Source organism: Myroides sp. C15-4 (genome assembly GCF_050522745.1).
In the GTDB taxonomy this organism is placed as follows: domain Bacteria; phylum Bacteroidota; class Bacteroidia; order Flavobacteriales; family Flavobacteriaceae; genus Flavobacterium.
The window spans coordinates 1-17,006 of sequence record NZ_JBMVQX010000006.1 but is presented as its reverse complement, the minus strand read 5'-3'; the positions used below and the strand labels follow the sequence as shown (position 1 = coordinate 17,006).

General features: G+C 37.4%; 17 protein-coding genes. 5 read left to right on the top strand and 12 right to left on the bottom strand.

Features of this window, described 5'->3' with window-relative positions; genetic code table 11:
- Positions 1 to 51: 51 nt before the first annotated feature.
- From nadD to ACPDHL_RS04230, 8 genes are all read right to left on the bottom strand, one after another.
- On the bottom strand, positions 52 to 639 hold the full coding sequence (gene nadD / locus ACPDHL_RS04265) for a nicotinate (nicotinamide) nucleotide adenylyltransferase (protein ID WP_430531565.1): 588 nt from the start codon (positions 637 to 639) through the stop codon (positions 52 to 54).
- A gap of 6 nt (positions 640 to 645) precedes the next feature.
- Entirely contained in the window at positions 646 to 1,215 is a 570-nt protein-coding gene (gmk, locus tag ACPDHL_RS04260) for a guanylate kinase (protein ID WP_430531564.1), read from the bottom strand.
- Between the two features lie 17 nt (positions 1,216 to 1,232).
- Positions 1,233 to 2,081, bottom strand: a complete 849-nt coding sequence (locus ACPDHL_RS04255) for a YicC/YloC family endoribonuclease (RefSeq protein WP_430531657.1) — start codon at positions 2,079 to 2,081, stop codon at positions 1,233 to 1,235.
- Positions 2,082 to 2,598: 517 nt separating this feature from the next.
- Entirely contained in the window at positions 2,599 to 2,955 is a 357-nt protein-coding gene (locus ACPDHL_RS04250; RefSeq protein ID WP_430531563.1) for an arsenate reductase family protein, read from the bottom strand.
- A gap of 2 nt (positions 2,956 to 2,957) precedes the next feature.
- Positions 2,958 to 3,188 (bottom strand): ferredoxin, encoded by a 231-nt coding sequence (locus ACPDHL_RS04245; protein WP_430531562.1) that lies wholly within the window; start codon positions 3,186 to 3,188, stop codon positions 2,958 to 2,960.
- Positions 3,185 to 4,429, bottom strand: coding sequence for a peptidase U32 family protein (locus ACPDHL_RS04240; protein ID WP_430531561.1), 1,245 nt, complete (start codon positions 4,427 to 4,429; stop codon positions 3,185 to 3,187). The genes ACPDHL_RS04245 and ACPDHL_RS04240 overlap by 4 nt, the downstream gene beginning before the upstream one ends.
- A 13-nt stretch (positions 4,430 to 4,442) precedes the next feature.
- A complete protein-coding gene (locus tag ACPDHL_RS04235; protein WP_430531560.1) occupies positions 4,443 to 5,801 on the bottom strand; it encodes a rhodanese-related sulfurtransferase in 1,359 nt (452 codons plus the stop codon).
- 163 nt (positions 5,802 to 5,964) lie between these two features.
- Positions 5,965 to 7,938 carry a KUP/HAK/KT family potassium transporter gene (locus ACPDHL_RS04230; RefSeq protein WP_430531559.1) on the bottom strand — a complete coding sequence of 658 codons (1,974 nt, stop codon included), beginning with the start codon at positions 7,936 to 7,938 and terminating at the stop codon, positions 5,965 to 5,967.
- 437 nt (positions 7,939 to 8,375) lie between these two features.
- Between ACPDHL_RS04230 and recA the strand changes: the two genes are divergently transcribed.
- Complete coding sequence (recA, locus tag ACPDHL_RS04225) at positions 8,376 to 9,383, top strand: recombinase RecA (RefSeq protein ID WP_182625969.1); 1,008 nt, start codon at positions 8,376 to 8,378, stop codon at positions 9,381 to 9,383.
- 53 nt (positions 9,384 to 9,436) lie between these two features.
- Here recA and ACPDHL_RS04220 read toward each other — a convergent pair whose 3' ends face one another.
- The gene (locus ACPDHL_RS04220; RefSeq protein WP_430531558.1) at positions 9,437 to 9,730 is read right to left on the bottom strand and encodes a hypothetical protein; all 294 of its coding nucleotides are present in this window, start codon (positions 9,728 to 9,730) and stop codon (positions 9,437 to 9,439) included.
- A 68-nt stretch (positions 9,731 to 9,798) separates the two neighbouring features.
- Complete coding sequence (locus tag ACPDHL_RS04215) at positions 9,799 to 10,581, bottom strand: lysophospholipid acyltransferase family protein (protein WP_430531557.1); 783 nt, start codon at positions 10,579 to 10,581, stop codon at positions 9,799 to 9,801.
- Between the two features lie 139 nt (positions 10,582 to 10,720).
- On the opposite strand from ACPDHL_RS04215, the gene trpS reads away from it, so the two are divergent.
- Positions 10,721 to 11,701, top strand: a complete 981-nt coding sequence (trpS, locus tag ACPDHL_RS04210) for a tryptophan--tRNA ligase (protein WP_430531556.1) — start codon at positions 10,721 to 10,723, stop codon at positions 11,699 to 11,701.
- A 39-nt stretch (positions 11,702 to 11,740) separates the two neighbouring features.
- Here trpS and dprA read toward each other — a convergent pair whose 3' ends face one another.
- Complete coding sequence (gene dprA, locus ACPDHL_RS04205; protein WP_430531555.1) at positions 11,741 to 12,850, bottom strand: DNA-processing protein DprA; 1,110 nt, start codon at positions 12,848 to 12,850, stop codon at positions 11,741 to 11,743.
- Positions 12,851 to 13,016: 166 nt separating this feature from the next.
- On the opposite strand from dprA, the gene ACPDHL_RS04200 reads away from it, so the two are divergent.
- The 3 genes from ACPDHL_RS04200 to ACPDHL_RS04190 all read left to right on the top strand — a co-directional run bounded on the left by ACPDHL_RS04200 (position 13,017) and on the right by ACPDHL_RS04190 (position 15,343).
- The gene (locus ACPDHL_RS04200; RefSeq protein WP_430531554.1) at positions 13,017 to 13,949 is read left to right on the top strand and encodes an SPOR domain-containing protein; all 933 of its coding nucleotides are present in this window, start codon (positions 13,017 to 13,019) and stop codon (positions 13,947 to 13,949) included.
- Between the two features lie 80 nt (positions 13,950 to 14,029).
- Positions 14,030 to 14,539, top strand: coding sequence for an acyl-CoA thioesterase (locus ACPDHL_RS04195; protein ID WP_430531553.1), 510 nt, complete (start codon positions 14,030 to 14,032; stop codon positions 14,537 to 14,539).
- A gap of 15 nt (positions 14,540 to 14,554) precedes the next feature.
- Entirely contained in the window at positions 14,555 to 15,343 is a 789-nt protein-coding gene (locus tag ACPDHL_RS04190) for a S1/P1 nuclease (protein WP_430531552.1), read from the top strand.
- A gap of 46 nt (positions 15,344 to 15,389) precedes the next feature.
- Here ACPDHL_RS04190 and ACPDHL_RS04185 read toward each other — a convergent pair whose 3' ends face one another.
- Positions 15,390 to 16,796: a hypothetical protein gene (locus tag ACPDHL_RS04185; protein ID WP_430531551.1), complete on the bottom strand. Its 1,407-nt coding sequence runs from the start codon at positions 16,794 to 16,796 to the stop codon at positions 15,390 to 15,392.
- Between the last annotated feature and the right edge of the window lie 210 nt (positions 16,797 to 17,006).

Below are 17,006 nucleotides of genomic sequence, written 5' to 3'. Positions count from 1 at the left end.
AGAGCTGTAAAACAGCTCTTTTTATTTGTTTTTTCTGGTTCTATCTCCTTCTTATTTTTTATAAAAGAGATTGTGGTCGATGTATTTCCACACCTCTTTATCTAATAAGGGTTGCATATTTTTACCTGCTTTGATTCCTTCTCGAATAAAGGTAGCCGAAATCTCCATGATTGGAGCATTATCTACAACAACAATATTAGGATGTTGCATTAAAGGACTTGGTTCTACTCGACTGTGATCAATACGCGGATAAACGTAAATCTTATATGTATGGAGCAAGACCTCATAATTCTTCCATTTCGGAAAGGAATCTAGGTTATCCTCTCCCATAATCAGAGCGAATTCGTGTTTGGGAAAGCGCTCTTGTAAATACGCCATGGTATTTACCGTATAGTTGGGTTGGGGTAAATTAAACTCAATATCCGAAGGTCGTAGATAGTCGTAATCTGCGGTAGCAAGATTCACTAAGTGAATCCGGTGAAAGTCTTCAAGCAAGCCCTTTTTCTTTTTCAAGGGATTGTGAGGAGTCACCACCATCCAAACCTCATCTAACTCACTGTATTGCACCATGTGATTAGCAATAACCACATGCCCAATGTGCACGGGATTAAAGGTCCCAAAATACAAACCAACTTTCATCTTCTACTATTTTACGAAATCGCGAACCAACTGACTAGCTTCTGCTTTTGCAGTATCTAAGTCGTAATTTTTTATAATAATATCGAATTGAGGGGCTGTTGCCAATTCAACAGAAGCCTTTGCAATGCGCATATTAATTTTATCTTCACTTTCGGTTGAACGCTTTTTTAAGCGAATTTTCAGCTCATCAATACTTGGTGGTTTTACGAAAACAGCTAAAGTTTCTTCTGGAAATTTGCGTTTGATTCGCAATCCACCAGCTACATCAATATCGAAAATAACATTTTTTCCCAAAGCCCAAATACGCTCAACCTCTGCTTTCAATGTTCCATAAAAATTATCGCGGTAGACCTCTTCCCACTCTAAAAAATCATCGTTTTTGATGTGTGTCTTAAAATCCTCCAACGAAATAAAATAGTAGTCTTTTCCATGCTCTTCACCTGTTCTAGGCTCACGAGAAGTACAGGAAATAGAAAAGTCTAAATTTAGATCTGCTTGTGCTAATAGATGGCGTACAATTGTCGTTTTTCCCGATCCAGAAGGCGCTGAAAAAACGATTAATTTTCCCTTATTCATATGGTCTTATGTTGTCGTTATAATACGTTTAATACTTGCTCTTTAATCTTCTCTAATTCATCTTTCATGCGCACCACAATTTGTTGCATCTCTGCATGATTGGATTTAGAGCCCATCGTATTAATCTCTCTTCCCATTTCTTGTGCAATAAAACCTAGTTTTCTACCATTTGCTTCGCTGCCATTTAAGGTTTCCAAGAAATAGTCTAAGTGTTTAGCTAAACGCACCTTTTCTTCGGTAATATCCAGCTTTTCTAAATAGTAAATAACCTCCTGTTCGAATCGATTTTCATCAATCGTCAATTGCAATTCATTCAAATTATTTCGAAGGCGTTCCTTTACGCTTACAATGCGTTCTTTATCTAAAAGCGATACTTGTTCCATGTAGGAAAAAATATTGGCAATACGCGCTTTAAAATCGTTTTCTAACGACTGGCCTTCGCTCAAACGAAATCCTTTCATACTTTGAATCGCTTCGTTAATTACCACTTCAATATCCTTCCATTCTTCTTCATCAAAATCATTACGCTCTACCTTTAATGCATCAGGCATACGCACAGCCATCTTCATCAATTCAGTTTCGTCTGCATTTGGAATAATCGCCTTCATTTGCCCAATATAAGCCAAGACAATAGGGCCGTTGATTTTACTCGAAGTCTCTTCTGCCGTAATTTCACAGAAAAGAGAGAAATCTACTTTTCCGCGCTCCAACTCCTGAGCAATCTGATTGCGCAAAGTCAACTCTTTTTCTCTATAACTTAAAGGCAAACGCACGTTTAAATCTAAGTTCTTGCTATTAAGTGACTTTACTTCGATCGTAATTTTTTTTGTGGGTAATTGCAAGCATGCTTTACCAAACCCTGTCATTGAATGTATCATATTCTTCTAGATAATGACTGCAAAGGTAATAAAAAATGGTGAACAGTAGACCGTTAACTGTTTACGGTTCACCGTAAACAAAAAAAGGAAAGCCTAAGCTTTCCTTTTCAAACCAACGTTGTACTTAACTGTAACTTTTTTAAAAACAAACCAATCATTTTCAACTACGTTAAGTCTTAACCAACTTCACTCTATTATGAAATAAAAATGTTCTTTTTCAATAGCAATTCTTCATCTTTAGTAAAAAGAACTATACCGGCTCTTCTTTCTGATTGAACCCCTTAATAAACAATTAAAAATCCAAACCAGTATAGTGTAACTTTTTTTTCTTTTTCTTATTAAAACCTGAAAAATCTCATAGCAATTATTCCCTTTTTCATTATTAAGACATTATAGACGCTATTTGGTCACATCTTTTTTTAAAAAAAAAGAATAAAAAACTACAACCTTTTAATAATCAACAAGTTTTAAACACAAAAAAGTCGAAGTTTAACTTCGACTTTCTTTATTTTTCAGCCTGTGTATAGGCTTCTTCAAGTACTTTTTTGCTATTTCCGACAAAAACAGCTCTATCAATAAAGATAACTGGCCGGTTTAAAAAGGTATACTGTTCTAAAATTAGGTTTTTATAATCTTCCTCTTGCAAGTTTTGATCTTTCAATCCACGCGATTTATACAGCTGTGCTCTTTTATTAAAGAGTTTTTCATAACTGCCTACAGCAGCATACATCGTTGCCAACTGTTGTGCTGTAACAGGATCTTTTTTAATATCTTGTAATTCAAACCCTTCTACCTGGGGCATTTCTTTCAAAATGCGTTTACAAGTATCACAAGTACTCAAATAATATATTTTCCTATTCATCTTTAGACTTCTTTAACGGTAATAATATGTACGGGACATATTTTCTCTGCTTGTTCACAAGCCTCTAATATCGTATAATCTGGCGACTTTACCGTATGAAATCCCTTGTTATTTACAGCCTTTAACAAAACGGTTTTTCCGTCTTTTTTAGACATTTGAAATTGTTGGGGTGCCACTTCAACACAGTAATTGCATCCAATACACTTATCGCGTTGTAAGGTAACTACAATCATTCGTTGCTTACTATTTTATACATTTTATCTGATAGTCGCACGCGGAATGGCAGTTTTAAGGTGCAATCATCTCCTTTGGTAGCTTTTTCCGCTGCTTGTTCGTTGACAAATAATTCTTCCACGGTTAATTCTTGTGCTCCTGTACTTGGGCCTGTGATCAAAATTCGATCGCCTACTTTTATGTCATAGGCTTCAATTTTGAATTCCCCAATCGATGCTTTTTGAAAATAGTGTGCTGCCTTACCGACATATACTTTTTTCTGTGTTGCATTACTACCGGGATTATCACTCCATTCCCCTAATTTTTGGCCAAGGTAATATCCGCTCCAAAATCCGCGGTTATACACTGTTTCTAGTGCTGCCATCCATTCGCTTACTTTTTCCTTGCTATAGGTACCCGCTGCAATGGCATCGATGGCTTCTCTGTACGTGCGAATCACAGTAGCCACATATTCCGGTGCTCTTCCTCTTCCTTCTATTTTCAAGACCTTTGCTCCAGCATCAATCACTTGATCCAAGAAATCAATGGTACACAAATCTTTAGGAGACATCATATATTCATTGTCAATCTCGATTTCAAACCCGCTTTCTTGATCAATAACCGTATACTTTTTACGGCAATTTTGTTTGCATGCTCCTCGATTTGCCGATGAATTATGGGAATGTAAGCTCAAGTAACATTTTCCAGATACCGCCATACACAAAGCACCATGTCCGAAAATTTCAATTTCGACCAAGTTCCCAGCAGGTCCTTTTACCTGTTCGCGCTCAATGGCTTCGGTGATCTTTTTTACTTGACGTAAGCTCAATTCGCGCGACAAGACAATTGTATCGGCAAATAAGCTATAAAACTTAACAGTTTCAATATTAGTCACGTTCAATTGGGTCGAGATATGTACTTCCAAACCAATGGCTCTTGCCGAAGCAATTACCGCTTGATCCGAAGCAATTACTGCGGTTAACCCCGCCTCTTTTGCCTTGTTGAGCAATGTTTTAACTACTGACAAATCGTGATCGTAAATAATCGTATTCAATGTCAAATAGGTACGTACATTCTTTTCTTGGCAACGTCGGGCTATTTCGGGTAAATCATCTACGGAGAAATTTACCGTTGAACGCGCGCGCATATTCAATTGATCTACTCCAAAGTACACTGAATCCGCTCCGTTGTCAATTGCAGCTTGCAATGATTCGAAGTTTCCAGCGGGAGCCATCAATTCAACTCTTCCTGAAACTGTCATAGCTTATCTATTTTTAATCTAAAATTTTAAAAATTTGATCGTTTTTACGCACGCGGAAGTTTAATTCCATTGTCATGCGATCACCCACATTTGCCACAGCAACTTCTTGTCCATTCACCAACATTTTCTCTAACACTAAACGCTCATCTCCTGTTGTTGGTCCTATAATGGCAATCTTATCGCCCAATTGTACCGCTTTTTCCATCTCAAATTGTCCCACACCCGCTTTGGTAAAATAGTGTTGAACTGTTCCCACAAGTTGCTTGCGCTCTGCTTGTTTTTTGCGAATTTGAGTCACTGTACTCACCTTCACTGGTTGAATTTCAGCTGTTCCATCCACGTCTTTCTTGAATTTTAAAGACTCTGAACGCCCTTTTTTGAAGATTAAATTCCCTTTTTGGACGCCTTTTCTCAGTGCTTTTTGCTCTTCAACAGGCAGTTGAATCACCTCTAAACACGCATTCGAACAACAACCATGCATCGTTTCAGCACATTCATCACATTGGATAAATAACAAATGGCACGCTTCGTTTGCACAATTTACGTGTACATCACAAGGTTTTCCGCATTGGTGGCAGTTGGCAATCACATCATCCGTAATACGCTCACCCAAACGGTGATCGAATACAAAGTTCTTTCCAATGAATTTACTCTCTAATCCTTCGGCTTTCACTTGACGGGTATACTCAATGATTCCTCCTTCTAATTGGTACACATTCTTAAAGCCGTGGTGCTTGAAATAAGCCGATGCTTTTTCACAGCGAATTCCTCCCGTACAATACATCAACAGGTTTTTCTCCTCTTTGATTTCTTCCAACTGATCTTTGATAATCGGCAAAGACTCGCGAAACGTATCCACATCAGGTGTAATGGCCCCCACGAAATGTCCTACTTCACTCTCATAGTGATTGCGGAAATCTACAACAATCGTATTGGGATCTTCCAATAAGTCGTTAAATTCATTGGCTTTTAAGTGGATTCCTTTATTGGTTACGTCAAACGTATCATCATTCAATCCGTCGGCAACAATTTTATTTCTAACTTTTACAGTTAGCTTTAAGAAGGATAAGTCATCCTGTTCCACAGCAACATTGAGGCGAATACCCTTCATGAAATCATAGGCTTCTAAGGTGTCTCTAAATGCTTCGAATTTCGAGGCAGGTACAGACATTTGTGCATTGATCCCCTCATGAGCGACGTAAGTACGACCAAGGGCGTCTAACGCATTCCATGCTAAGAATAAATCATCTCTAAATTGTTGTGGGTTTTCGATTTTGGCATACGCATAGAAAGACAAAGTCAAGCGGTTTTCCCCGGCTTGTTCAATAAGTTCTGCTCTTTCTTCTGCGCTTAATGTGTTATACAGTTGCATGCTATATAAATTTAAGTGTAGAATAAATAAAAAAACGAAATGAAATTCTAAATGGAAGAATTTCAAGATGCAAAGATACGCTTTTGATTTAAAAAACAAATACCCTAAAACAAAAAACTGACGTATATCACTATACATCAGCTCTTTATAAAATTATACCTTTTTATTCTAAACGCTTCAAAGGTAAGTCTTCAATAGGATTAATAATCAGTGGAAAACGCTCCACTTTTACGGCACTACTATCCAAACCGAAGGCCTTTTCTTCTGAGAGTGATATCTTTTTCAAGAAATCATAGAGGTCGAGAATAATTTTCTCTTTCATTGGTAAATCGTTATCATACGACAACTCTTTTTCAATGAGTACATACTCAAAATCACCAATGGCATCAATTTTATGCAGGGATTCATAACGGGTTGTAATATCAATTTCGCCTTGATGCATTAATTCAGTAACAACTTGCTTCATCAATACATTGATTCGTTGTTCGTTGCGGAAGCCCAGATAGAAGTCGACGCGTAAAATATTTTGATTCGCCCCGTATTTGACGACTTTATATTCTAGTTTATAGGGTTCATCAACCACATTAACGTGCACAAACCAATAATTATCTGCGCGTTTTGGACGGCGATTGATAATGGAGAACATTGCTTTATACTCCACTTTAGATGGGTTATAGGCATTGGTTAAATACACTAAGTTTGTCACGTATTTGGGCATGGTTTGATCCTGACTCAAATCGGTTAAGATCTCTTGATAATCGACGATATTCACTAAATCGGTATAATTGCGTCTGATTTTCTTTCCGAGGTAATTAACGGTCATCACTGCAGCTAAGATTCCCGCGATAAACACCGTAACGTAACCACCATGGGAGAACTTCTGTACATTGGAGATAAAAAACGAGACTTCAATAGTTAGGTAGACGATTTCCACCAAAATAATCAAAATCAGTGGTACGCGTTTTAACACCATGAAATAGCCTAACAAAATAGTAGTCATAATCATACACAACGTAATGGCCAACCCATAGGCAGCCTCCATATTTCCAGATTCTCTAAAGTGTAAAACCACAAAAACACAGCCGATAAATAGCAAAAAGTTTACAGAAGGTATATACAATTGTCCGCGTATATTCGTAGGAAATTTCACGCGTATTTTAGGCCATAAATTCAGGCGAATCGCTTCGTTAATCAAGGTAAATGATCCGCTGATCAAGGCTTGAGAAGCGATGACAGCAGCTAGAGTTGCGATACCAATTCCAAAAGGCAAAAACCAGTCAGGCATGACCAAATAAAAAGGATTGGCTGGCTGATCCGAATTTGGAGTTAAATCCACTAGCGTTTTACCTGCATGTTCGATCAACAAAGCCCCTTGTCCAAAGTAACTCAATACCAACATCGTTTTGACAAACACCCAGCTAATACGGATGTTTTTTATTCCACAATGTCCTAAATCGCTGTACAAAGCCTCGGCTCCCGTGGTACATAAAAACACAAATCCCAGCACCAAATATCCTTCGGAATGAATGGTCAACAGGTGAAACGCATAGTATGGATTTAAGGCTCTCAGCACACTTAAATTATCAATTAAGTGACTAAATCCCAACACACCTAGCATCAAGAACCAAATCATCATCATAGGACCAAAAAACTTTCCGATGGTGCGTGTCCCAAATTGTTGAATAAAGAAAATACCCATCAATATTCCAATAACAATGGGAATCGTAGCCAGCTCTGGTTTGTATATTTTCAATCCCTCTACGGCAGAGGAAATAGAAATAGGTGGTGTTATAATCCCATCGGCTAATAAAGCACTTCCTCCGATAATCGCAGGTACGATAAGCCAGGGCTTCTTGAGCTTTTTCACCAAGGTAAAGAGCGAAAAGATTCCTCCTTCTCCGTTGTTATCTGCTTTTAAAGTAAGAAAGACATATTTAACTGTCGTTTGTAAGGTTAACGTCCAAAAAACACAAGAAATGGCACCTAAAACAACTTCTTCACGAATAACTGCACGTCCCATAATCGCCTTCATTACATAAAGAGGAGAGGTTCCTATATCGCCATAAATAATTCCAAGTGTGACTAATAAGGTTCCTAAGGTTACGCGGTCTAAATGCGTGGTTTTCGATTGTGACATCTCAAATTATTTTTTAAGTAACTAAATTGTCTAAGCTCAATTTTTTTACATTTTTTGTTGTTACAAAGGTATAAACTAAGACCATACGAACTTCAAATTCAATGTGAAATTTACAAGCAAAGCCCTGCTTTGTAATTAATTATTAATTTTTAAAGGTGTATTTTTATTTTTTTTCTAGTAGGAATGCGGATCTATTAAAAAAACAACACGTTAAATCAAGGAGAATTAGTACAAATTTTAACTATTTCACCTCTCCTACGCCTTGTGATTGTTTTTTTTTACAGCAGGTTATTGGGCTTGGCTCAGTGAAGATGATTTTTTCGAGCAATCAAAATAACTTTTTTTGCTACAATTTGTAGCATTCTTTATATCAAGCAATAATCTATGGTATTTTTATCTTATTTTTACATCAGTTAAGAATCAATACTTCAAAAAAAATGAGTGCAGATAAAGAAGCTAAATTAAAAGCCTTACAGCTAACATTAGATAAATTAGACAAAACCTACGGAAAAGGAACGGTAATGAAATTGGGAGATACAGCTGTGGAAGAAGTTGAAGTCATCTCTTCTGGTTCACTAGGTGTAGACTTAGCTTTAGGTGTAAGTGGATATCCGAAAGGAAGAATTATTGAAATTTATGGTCCTGAATCATCAGGAAAGACAACCCTAACATTACATGCGATTGCTGAAGCGCAAAAAGCAGGAGGAATTGCGGCATTTATTGATGCAGAGCATGCCTTCGATCGTTTTTATGCTCAGAAATTAGGTGTTGACATTGACAATTTAATTATTTCTCAACCAGATAATGGGGAACAAGCATTAGAAATTGCGGAAAACTTAATTCGTTCAGGTGCGATCGACATCGTTGTTATTGACTCTGTTGCGGCATTAACTCCAAAAGGGGAAATCGAAGGTGATATGGGTGATTCTAAAATGGGATTACACGCGCGTTTGATGTCTCAAGCGTTGAGAAAGTTAACATCAACCATTAGTAAAACAAATTGTACGGTGTTCTTCATTAACCAATTACGCGATAAAATTGGTGTAATGTTCGGAAGTCCTGAAACAACAACTGGGGGTAACGCCTTAAAATTCTACGCTTCTGTACGTATTGACATTCGTCGTTCTACGCAAATTAAGGATGGTGAAAATGTAATTGGTAACCGTACTAAAGTAAAAATTGTAAAAAATAAAGTTGCACCTCCTTTCCGTACTGCCGAATTTGACATTATGTATGGAGAAGGTATTTCTAAAGTTGGTGAAGTACTAGACTTAGCTGTAGATTATGAAATCGTGAAGAAAAGCGGTTCTTGGTTTAGCTATGGAGATACAAAATTAGGGCAAGGTAGAGATGCTGTTAAATCTTTGATTAAAGACAATCCAGAACTAATGGACGAGTTAGAACAAAAAATTAAAGAAGAAATCAAAAATAGAGAAGCACAATAAAACATGCTTGATCTTAAAAGGGCCTCATCACATTCGTTTTGAGGCTTTTTTATTTAATAGAAGAGTAACACCGCCCAAGAGGATATATAAGCTCCACAGACCAATACAACCAAACTGATCCAATCTGCCCATTGAATTTCTTTCTTCTTACTTGTACTCCACTGATAGCATAGGATACACAAATACAAACCAATATACACTTGCAAAAAATAATACGTATAAACGATCGCATAGGCGCTCCAAATAGTATCACGCAACAAGAAGAAAAGCCCCCAACTTAGTAAAATAGGCATATTAAGCCAAAAGCATTGAATAAAAAGGCGTTGTAAAAAAAATCTAATTTGCATGGTATGCTGTTTAATCACACCTGCTGTTTAAACAAAAAAAATACCAAAATAGGTTTATATAGTAAAAATCACGAATTTACTATTGAATTAATTTCCTTTTTAGTTCGATTTTCTTCCCAAGAGAAAACTTGTTCCCAAACCGCTTGATGGGCTTTATCTTTAAGGTCTTTTTTATTTTCTTGGCTACAACCTGCAGTAATAATTGGTGGTAGAATTACAACGGGTACATTGCCTGGTTTTCCGATCCCCCATTGAAAGGGGAAATAGTATTTTAAATACCCTATCGCAATAGGTACAATTGGAATCTGATGATCAATAGCCAAGCGAAAAGCACCATCTTTAAAACTATCAAGCACCACCCTTCGATCATCAGGAACGCCTCCTTCAGGAAAAATACAAATACTCAATCCTTTGTTCAACTTCTTTTGCGCACTTTCAAACACCTGATATCTGCTCTTCGAATCCTTTCGATCCACCAAGATACAAGTCTTCTTGTAGAAAAAACCAAAGATTGGCAACTTAGCCAACTCCTTTTTACCCACAAAAACAAAAGGATTGTCTTTAACTAAGATCAACATCATCATGATATCCATCATTGAGGTATGGTTGGCAATAAACATATAACTTTTGCCTTTTTCTAGGGCATAAGCAGATTCAATCTCAATCGACATCCCCATCCCGTAAAACGTCAACTTCGCCCATAAACGCGCCACTTTAAAAAAAGTAGGGTAGGTCGAATCAGACCAAATAGTTGCTAAAAGCAAAGGAGACAACAACAGGATTACGATAAGCATCCACAGATAAAACCACGAACGCCATAATACGCTGAAAAAGGTGCGAATATATTTCATTAAACAATGCATTTTAATATTGCATGAAGTCCTTCAAAAATAAAAAATAAAGGGATGTTAAACCAAGGAAAAAGAAAAAAAGAAATAACAGTACTTCCAAAAACGCTATCTTTGTTGTTATTATATATACAAACACGCAATGGCTAAAATTCTAACAGGAGTTCAAAGTACAGGAACTCCACACTTAGGGAATCTCTTAGGCGCAATTCTACCTGCAGTAGAAATGGCCAACAACAAAGAGAATGAGTCTTTTATATTTATTGCGAATTTACATTCAGCAACGCAAATAAAAGATGCAAAAACATTACAGGAAAACACCTATAGTGTTGCGGCTACTTGGCTTGCTTGTGGTTTAGATGTTAATCATGTAACTTTTTACCGCCAGTCCGACGTACCGCAAACGACTGAGCTAAGTTGGTACTTAAGTTGCTTTTTTCCTTTCCAACGTTTAACATTAGCACACTCTTTCAAAGACAAAGCGGAAGTGCTTTCTGATGTTAACGCAGGATTATTTACCTATCCTATGCTCATGGCTGCGGATATTTTATTGTATGATGCTAATTTTGTTCCTGTAGGAAAAGATCAGTTACAACACCTAGAAATTACCCGTGATGTAGCCGCTCGATTTAATCATCAAATGGGGGAAACCTTTGTTTTACCCGATGCAAAAATTTCAGAAGAGGTAATGATTGTACCTGGATTAGATGGTAATAAAATGAGTAAATCCAGAAATAACATTATCAATATTTTCGAAAACGATAAAACACTTCGCAAACAAGTAATGAGTATTGAGACGGATAGCACCCCGCTTGAAGAACCCAAAAATCCAGACACTTGCAATGTGTATACGATTTACAAGCTATTGGCTACTCCAGAGCAAAATGCGCAAATGCGTGCTAAATACGAAGGAGGGAACTACGGTTATGGACATGCGAAACAAGAGCTATACGAACTAATCGTGGAGAAATACCAAGGAATAAGAGAAAAGTACGACTACTATATCAATAACTTAGAAGAAGTAGATCGCTTATTAGCGATAGGCGCTGCAAAAGCAGGAGAAGTTGCCAATGCGACACTAAATCGAGTAAGAGAAAAACTAGGCTATAACACCGTAAAATAAAACAAAAGCGGGCATTCAAACAGGATGCCCGCTTTTACTTTATCCGATGCGTTCAAAATACTTTCCAGGCAAGGGCTTAACCAAGCCCTGTAATTCTAATTGTAACAACAATGTACTCACTTTATAGATGGGCAACTTACACGCTAAAGCAATTACATCAATAAGCTCGCGTTCTACACCACACAAATAATCAAAAACACACTGTTCATCTTCCTCAAGATTCACAAATAATTGAGGTTGAATAATTTTCGGTTTTCGCGCGGTTTGATTCCAATTCAATACTTCTATCAATTCAGCTGGATGTTGTAAAAGCTGAGCGCGATGCGTTCGAATCAATTCATTACATCCTTGACTCATCAAATCATCCACACGACCTGGAAGGGCAAAAGCATCGCGATTATACTCATTGGCAAAGGCGATAGAACTCATAGAACCGCCCTTTAGAGCACTTTCAACAACTACAGTTGCTTGACTAATCCCCGCCACAATGCGATTGCGTTGCACAAAATTTTCACGCTCTATTTTTCCTTGTATAGCAAACTCCGTCAACAGTCCTCCTTGTTCTAACATCTGTTTGGCCAATTTTGCGTGAATTGCTGGATATATGCGGTGTAAACCATGTCCAAGAATCCCAAAGGTATCTAATCCAAAGGCTAAGGCTTCCCGGTGTACACAGGCATCTATCCCATAAGCCAATCCACTGATTATAATAGGATTAAACGAATGAACTGCCTCCATAAATTGCGTACAAAAGGCCAACCCCCTTTGCGTAGGCGTTCGCGTACCCACTAAGCTAACGATTGGACGAGACGTCCAGTTAAGTTCTTGGTTACTCTTACAAAAAAGCAACAGTGGAGCATCATCACATTGCTTCAGATAAAAAGGATAGGTCGGTGCTTGATAAAATAGAGGCTGAATACTGTGCTTCTGCATCTGCTTGAGTTCCTTTTCTGCCCATGTCAAAACGCTCTTCTCTTGTAAATTCTTAATTAACACCTCTGATACGCTCTTGCTTCGCCACTCGTCTGTCGTAGCCTTGAATACGCTCCTAGCTGAACTAAAACTTTCAATCAATCGCTTGCCTGTAATCGGTCCTACCCCATTCACTCTGGTCAACGCTAACGTATAAAACAAATCTTCCTCCTTCATTAAAACTATGTTAATTAATTTAAATTACTTATCTTAGTCTTATCAATATCAAAAACCTAACCATTCAGTACCAAATACTTAACAAGCTCATATTCTTTTGTGAATTGTTAATAAAAAAAACTAGTTTATTATTTGCTAACCGATTGGTTTAGACTAATTTTGTAGTATGAAGATGACTCAATACATATCAGCCTTATTATATCGCTATCCCTGCGTTATTGTTCCAGGTTTTGGTGCTTTTATCACTGAAATCCAATCGTCTTTTTACGATGCTGAAAAACAACTTTTTTTTCCGCCTCAAAAGCGAATTTCTTTTAATAGAAATATCGTAAACAATGATGGATTATTAGCAAATCACTTGGCGACGCAAGAACGTATTTCGTATGAGGAAGCCGTTATGCGCATTCAAAATATGGTAGCTGATTGGCATAGTACCTTAACTTCTTTTGATTCTTTAAACTTAGAATCAATTGGAGTATTTAGCTATAATGAGGAGAAGAGTTTGCAATTTGATCCGATTCAAAATCAAAATTACTTGGCGACTTCTTTCGGTCTATCTTCTGTTGGCGCGCCTGCAATTGCCCGAACAGCTGAAGCAGCTCCACAAGTAGTTGCGCTACACCCAACACCAGTAAAAACAAGACGAACAGCTTCTTTCTTTAAGTATGCTTCTGTTTTAGTACTTGTTGCGGGTATTGGAAGTGTTTTAGTGCAAAATGGCTATACAGCTTATGTCAATGACCAGACACTTTCAATTGAAAACAATGTACAATCACAACTACAAAATAAAATTCAACAAGCGACCTTCATCATTGAACCTACTAGTGATGCGATTGCCCTACCTGTAAAAGACGAAACCACAGTTCTTGCGACTCCTTATCACTTAGTAGCTGCAGCTTTTCGCAGTGAGGAAAACGCAGCAATCGAAGTGGATCTATTAAAGGGGAAAGGCTTTGAACAAGCTTCTTTCTTAGGACGTACCAAATATGGGATGTATCCCGTATTATATGCAAGTTATGCAACACATGAGGAAGCCAAAGACGCTTTAAAAGAAATTCACCGTACTACAAATAAAGACGCATGGATCTTTATTAAATAATACGTTAAATATAGTAACCGAACGCAAAACGTTCGGTTTTTTTTTGCTTTGTCGTTATCTTTGTCAAAAATATATTCTTTATGAAGGCAAAATTAGTATCTGAATCAGCTACTATCATGAGCGATTTAGTTCTCCCTGGAGAAACAAATCCTTTAAACAACATGTTTGGAGGAGAATTATTAGCGCGTATGGACAGAGCTGCGGGGATTGCTGCGAGAAGGCACTCGAGAAGAATTTGCGTAACTGCATCAGTGAATCACGTTGCTTTTAATAAGCCTATTCCTTTGGGAAGTGTCGTAACGATAGAGGCAAAAATATCAAGAGCCTTTACTTCTTCTATGGAAATCTATATCGATGTTTGGATTGAAGATCGCGAATCGGGGAGCAAGACCAAAGCCAATGAAGCCATTTATACCTTCGTTGCTGTTGATGATATGGGAAATCCTGTTCCTGTTCCTGAATTAATCACAGAAACAGAGCTAGAACATCAACGTTTTGAAGCCGCTTTAAGAAGAAAACAATTGAGCTTAGTTCTCGCTGGGAAAATGAAACCAAGCGACGCAACAGAGTTAAAAGCTCTTTTTAATTAATACTAAAAACAAACAATGAAAAAAATTTTATTTGGTTTAGCGCTTACTTTTTGTCTGTTACAAACTAGTGCGATCTTTGCTTGGGGAACCACAGGGCATCGCGTTATTGCTGAAATAGCAGAAAGAAACCTAAACAAAAAAGCTAAAAAAGAATTACAAAAGATCATCGGTAACCAACAATTGGCTTATTGGGCGAATTGGCCTGATTTTATTAAATCAGATCCTACTTGGAAGTTTGCCGACAGCTGGCATTATCTAAACATGCCTGGTAACTTAAGTCGGGCTGCTTTTGATCAGGAATTGGCTAATTCTACAGATGAAAACTTATACAAACGCGCCTTGGTTTTGATGGAGGAATTGAAAAATAATACCCTTACTTTAGAAGAGAAACAACAAAAATTGTACTTCTTAATTCACATTATTGGCGATGCACATCAACCGCTTCACATCGGACGATCAGAAGATTTAGGAGGAAACAGAATTAAAGTAGAATGGTTTAGAAAATCAACGAACTTACACAGCCTTTGGGACTCTGCTTTAGTAGATTTTGATAAATACAGCTATACCGAATATGCTACTGTACTTGACGTTCACGGCAAAAAACACAATACGGCTTTAGTTTCTGGTACATTAGAAGATTGGATTTTCGATTCGTATACTTCGGCTAACACGATTTACAACAGCGCTGAAGAGAATGAAAGTCTAAGCTACCGCTACCACTTCGACTTTAAAGACACTGTTGAAGAACAACTTTTAAAAGGAGGTCTTCGTTTAGCAAAGCTACTAAACGAATTATATAACTAAAAAAAGAGCAAGTTTATCACTTGCTCTTTTTTTATATGTTTTTTGCTTATCTACTTCTTGAATAAGAGGAAGACGATGATCCACTGCTACTTCTTGAACTTGAACTTGATCCTGAAGAACTACGGGAATAACTCGGACTACTACTTCCTGAACTGTAATTTGAGGAACTACGCGAGTAACTTGGACTGCTGCTACTTCCTGAGCTGTAATTCGATGAACTACGCGAATAGCTTGGACTGCTGCTACTTCCTGAGCTGTAATTCGATGAGCTACGCGAATAACTTGGGCTACTACTTCCCGAACTACTAGATGAGCCTGCACTACGGGAGTAATTAGAGCTACTGCCTGAATTGCTACTACCCACATTACTAGATGAGCCCGAACTACGAGAATAGTATCCTGAATTTGAATTTGTTGTTCCTGATGAACTAGTTGACGTACCTGAACTGCGTGAATAATTTCCTGTATTGGAATTGCTATTTCCTGACGAATTAGCGCTACGTGAATAATAGCCTGAATTTGAATTATCTGTTGTGTTATTCGTTCCGTTTATCGCTTCGCCACGTTTATATGAATCCGTTCCATTAGACGTGGTTGTACTTCTTGAGTAATAGTTGCTATTATCCACACGATTGATATCACGTGTTGAGTTACTCGTTGAAGTATTGTTGTTTCCTCGAGAATAATTACTTGTTTCTTTGGTGTACGATGATCTAGCCTCTGCTAAATCACGGCTATTAGAATAACCGTTATTTCGCACATAAAATGAGTTATTTGGGTTTGATCGTTCGTAATAATCTTTTCTTACCTCGCTGTACATAGATCTTGAATTACTGCTGTAGTGATTATTGGTATACACATAACGATTGCTGTAATTAATGTGATTGTGTACATGAACGACATAGGTTGCCGTTGGATAAGGCGTATAGTACGAGTAATACGATGGATAATAACCCCAATACCAAGACGAGTAATACGGACGGTAGGAAACTCCCCAGAATAAACTAAATACAGGTGGTGTTACGACATAAACTGGTTCATAAATATAGTTTGGTCCATAGAGATAACTATTACCTACAATTTGAACAGACACTTGATTACGGCGCTTATTTTTCTCTACTTCAATTGTTGCCACATCTTGATACATATCGCGTCCTAAAACGGCTTGAATCACGATCAAGTGAGTATTTCCTTCTGTTACTTCGATTACTCTCAAATAGTCTACGTACCCATCCTTATTCAAATCGAGGTTATTGATACGCAAACTAGGGTCGTTCAGACGGTATTCAAAATCTTCTAGATCTTTTGAATCCCCGAATATAGAAGCAACTGCTTGTAAATCTAAGTTATCACTAATGTCATAATTAGTAGCAGTTACCACCGCTCTTTGGGCTTGCACTTGCGTAACAAAACCAAAAAACAAAGCAACGATCATATAATATAAAAACTTCATTTTGTCCACTTTTTAAGTTAAACATTTGTTGTTATTCAAATAATGTGCCAACAAATTTAAACTAAGGTACAAAAAAAGCCCTTACCGATATGGTAAGGGCTTCTTAAAATATACTAAACTTAAATACTTTAACTATTTAATGATGACAAACTCACTTCGTCTGTTGATCGCGTGATCTTCTTCTGAACAGTTCGATTTGCAATCTATTTT

Coding starts and splice junctions, on each gene's coding strand:
- ACPDHL_RS04240 (WP_430531561.1), bottom strand. CDS start 4,429: ATGACAGTTTCAGGAAGAGTTGAATTGATGGCTCCCGCTGGAAACTTC.
- ACPDHL_RS04230 (WP_430531559.1), bottom strand. CDS start 7,938: ATGTCACAATCGAAAACCACGCATTTAGACCGCGTAACCTTAGGAACC.
- ACPDHL_RS04185 (WP_430531551.1), bottom strand. CDS start 16,796: ATGAAGTTTTTATATTATATGATCGTTGCTTTGTTTTTTGGTTTTGTT.
- nadD (WP_430531565.1), bottom strand. CDS start 639: ATGAAAGTTGGTTTGTATTTTGGGACCTTTAATCCCGTGCACATTGGG.
- ACPDHL_RS04200 (WP_430531554.1), top strand. CDS start 13,017: ATGAAGATGACTCAATACATATCAGCCTTATTATATCGCTATCCCTGC.
- ACPDHL_RS04235 (WP_430531560.1), bottom strand. CDS start 5,801: ATGCAACTGTATAACACATTAAGCGCAGAAGAAAGAGCAGAACTTATT.
- ACPDHL_RS04215 (WP_430531557.1), bottom strand. CDS start 10,581: ATGAAATATATTCGCACCTTTTTCAGCGTATTATGGCGTTCGTGGTTT.
- trpS (WP_430531556.1), top strand. CDS start 10,721: ATGGCTAAAATTCTAACAGGAGTTCAAAGTACAGGAACTCCACACTTA.
- recA (WP_182625969.1), top strand. CDS start 8,376: ATGAGTGCAGATAAAGAAGCTAAATTAAAAGCCTTACAGCTAACATTA.
- ACPDHL_RS04190 (WP_430531552.1), top strand. CDS start 14,555: ATGAAAAAAATTTTATTTGGTTTAGCGCTTACTTTTTGTCTGTTACAA.
- dprA (WP_430531555.1), bottom strand. CDS start 12,850: ATGAAGGAGGAAGATTTGTTTTATACGTTAGCGTTGACCAGAGTGAAT.
- gmk (WP_430531564.1), bottom strand. CDS start 1,215: ATGAATAAGGGAAAATTAATCGTTTTTTCAGCGCCTTCTGGATCGGGA.
- ACPDHL_RS04220 (WP_430531558.1), bottom strand. CDS start 9,730: ATGCAAATTAGATTTTTTTTACAACGCCTTTTTATTCAATGCTTTTGG.
- ACPDHL_RS04245 (WP_430531562.1), bottom strand. CDS start 3,188: ATGATTGTAGTTACCTTACAACGCGATAAGTGTATTGGATGCAATTAC.
- ACPDHL_RS04250 (WP_430531563.1), bottom strand. CDS start 2,955: ATGAATAGGAAAATATATTATTTGAGTACTTGTGATACTTGTAAACGC.
- ACPDHL_RS04255 (WP_430531657.1), bottom strand. CDS start 2,081: ATGACAGGGTTTGGTAAAGCATGCTTGCAATTACCCACAAAAAAAATT.
- ACPDHL_RS04195 (WP_430531553.1), top strand. CDS start 14,030: ATGAAGGCAAAATTAGTATCTGAATCAGCTACTATCATGAGCGATTTA.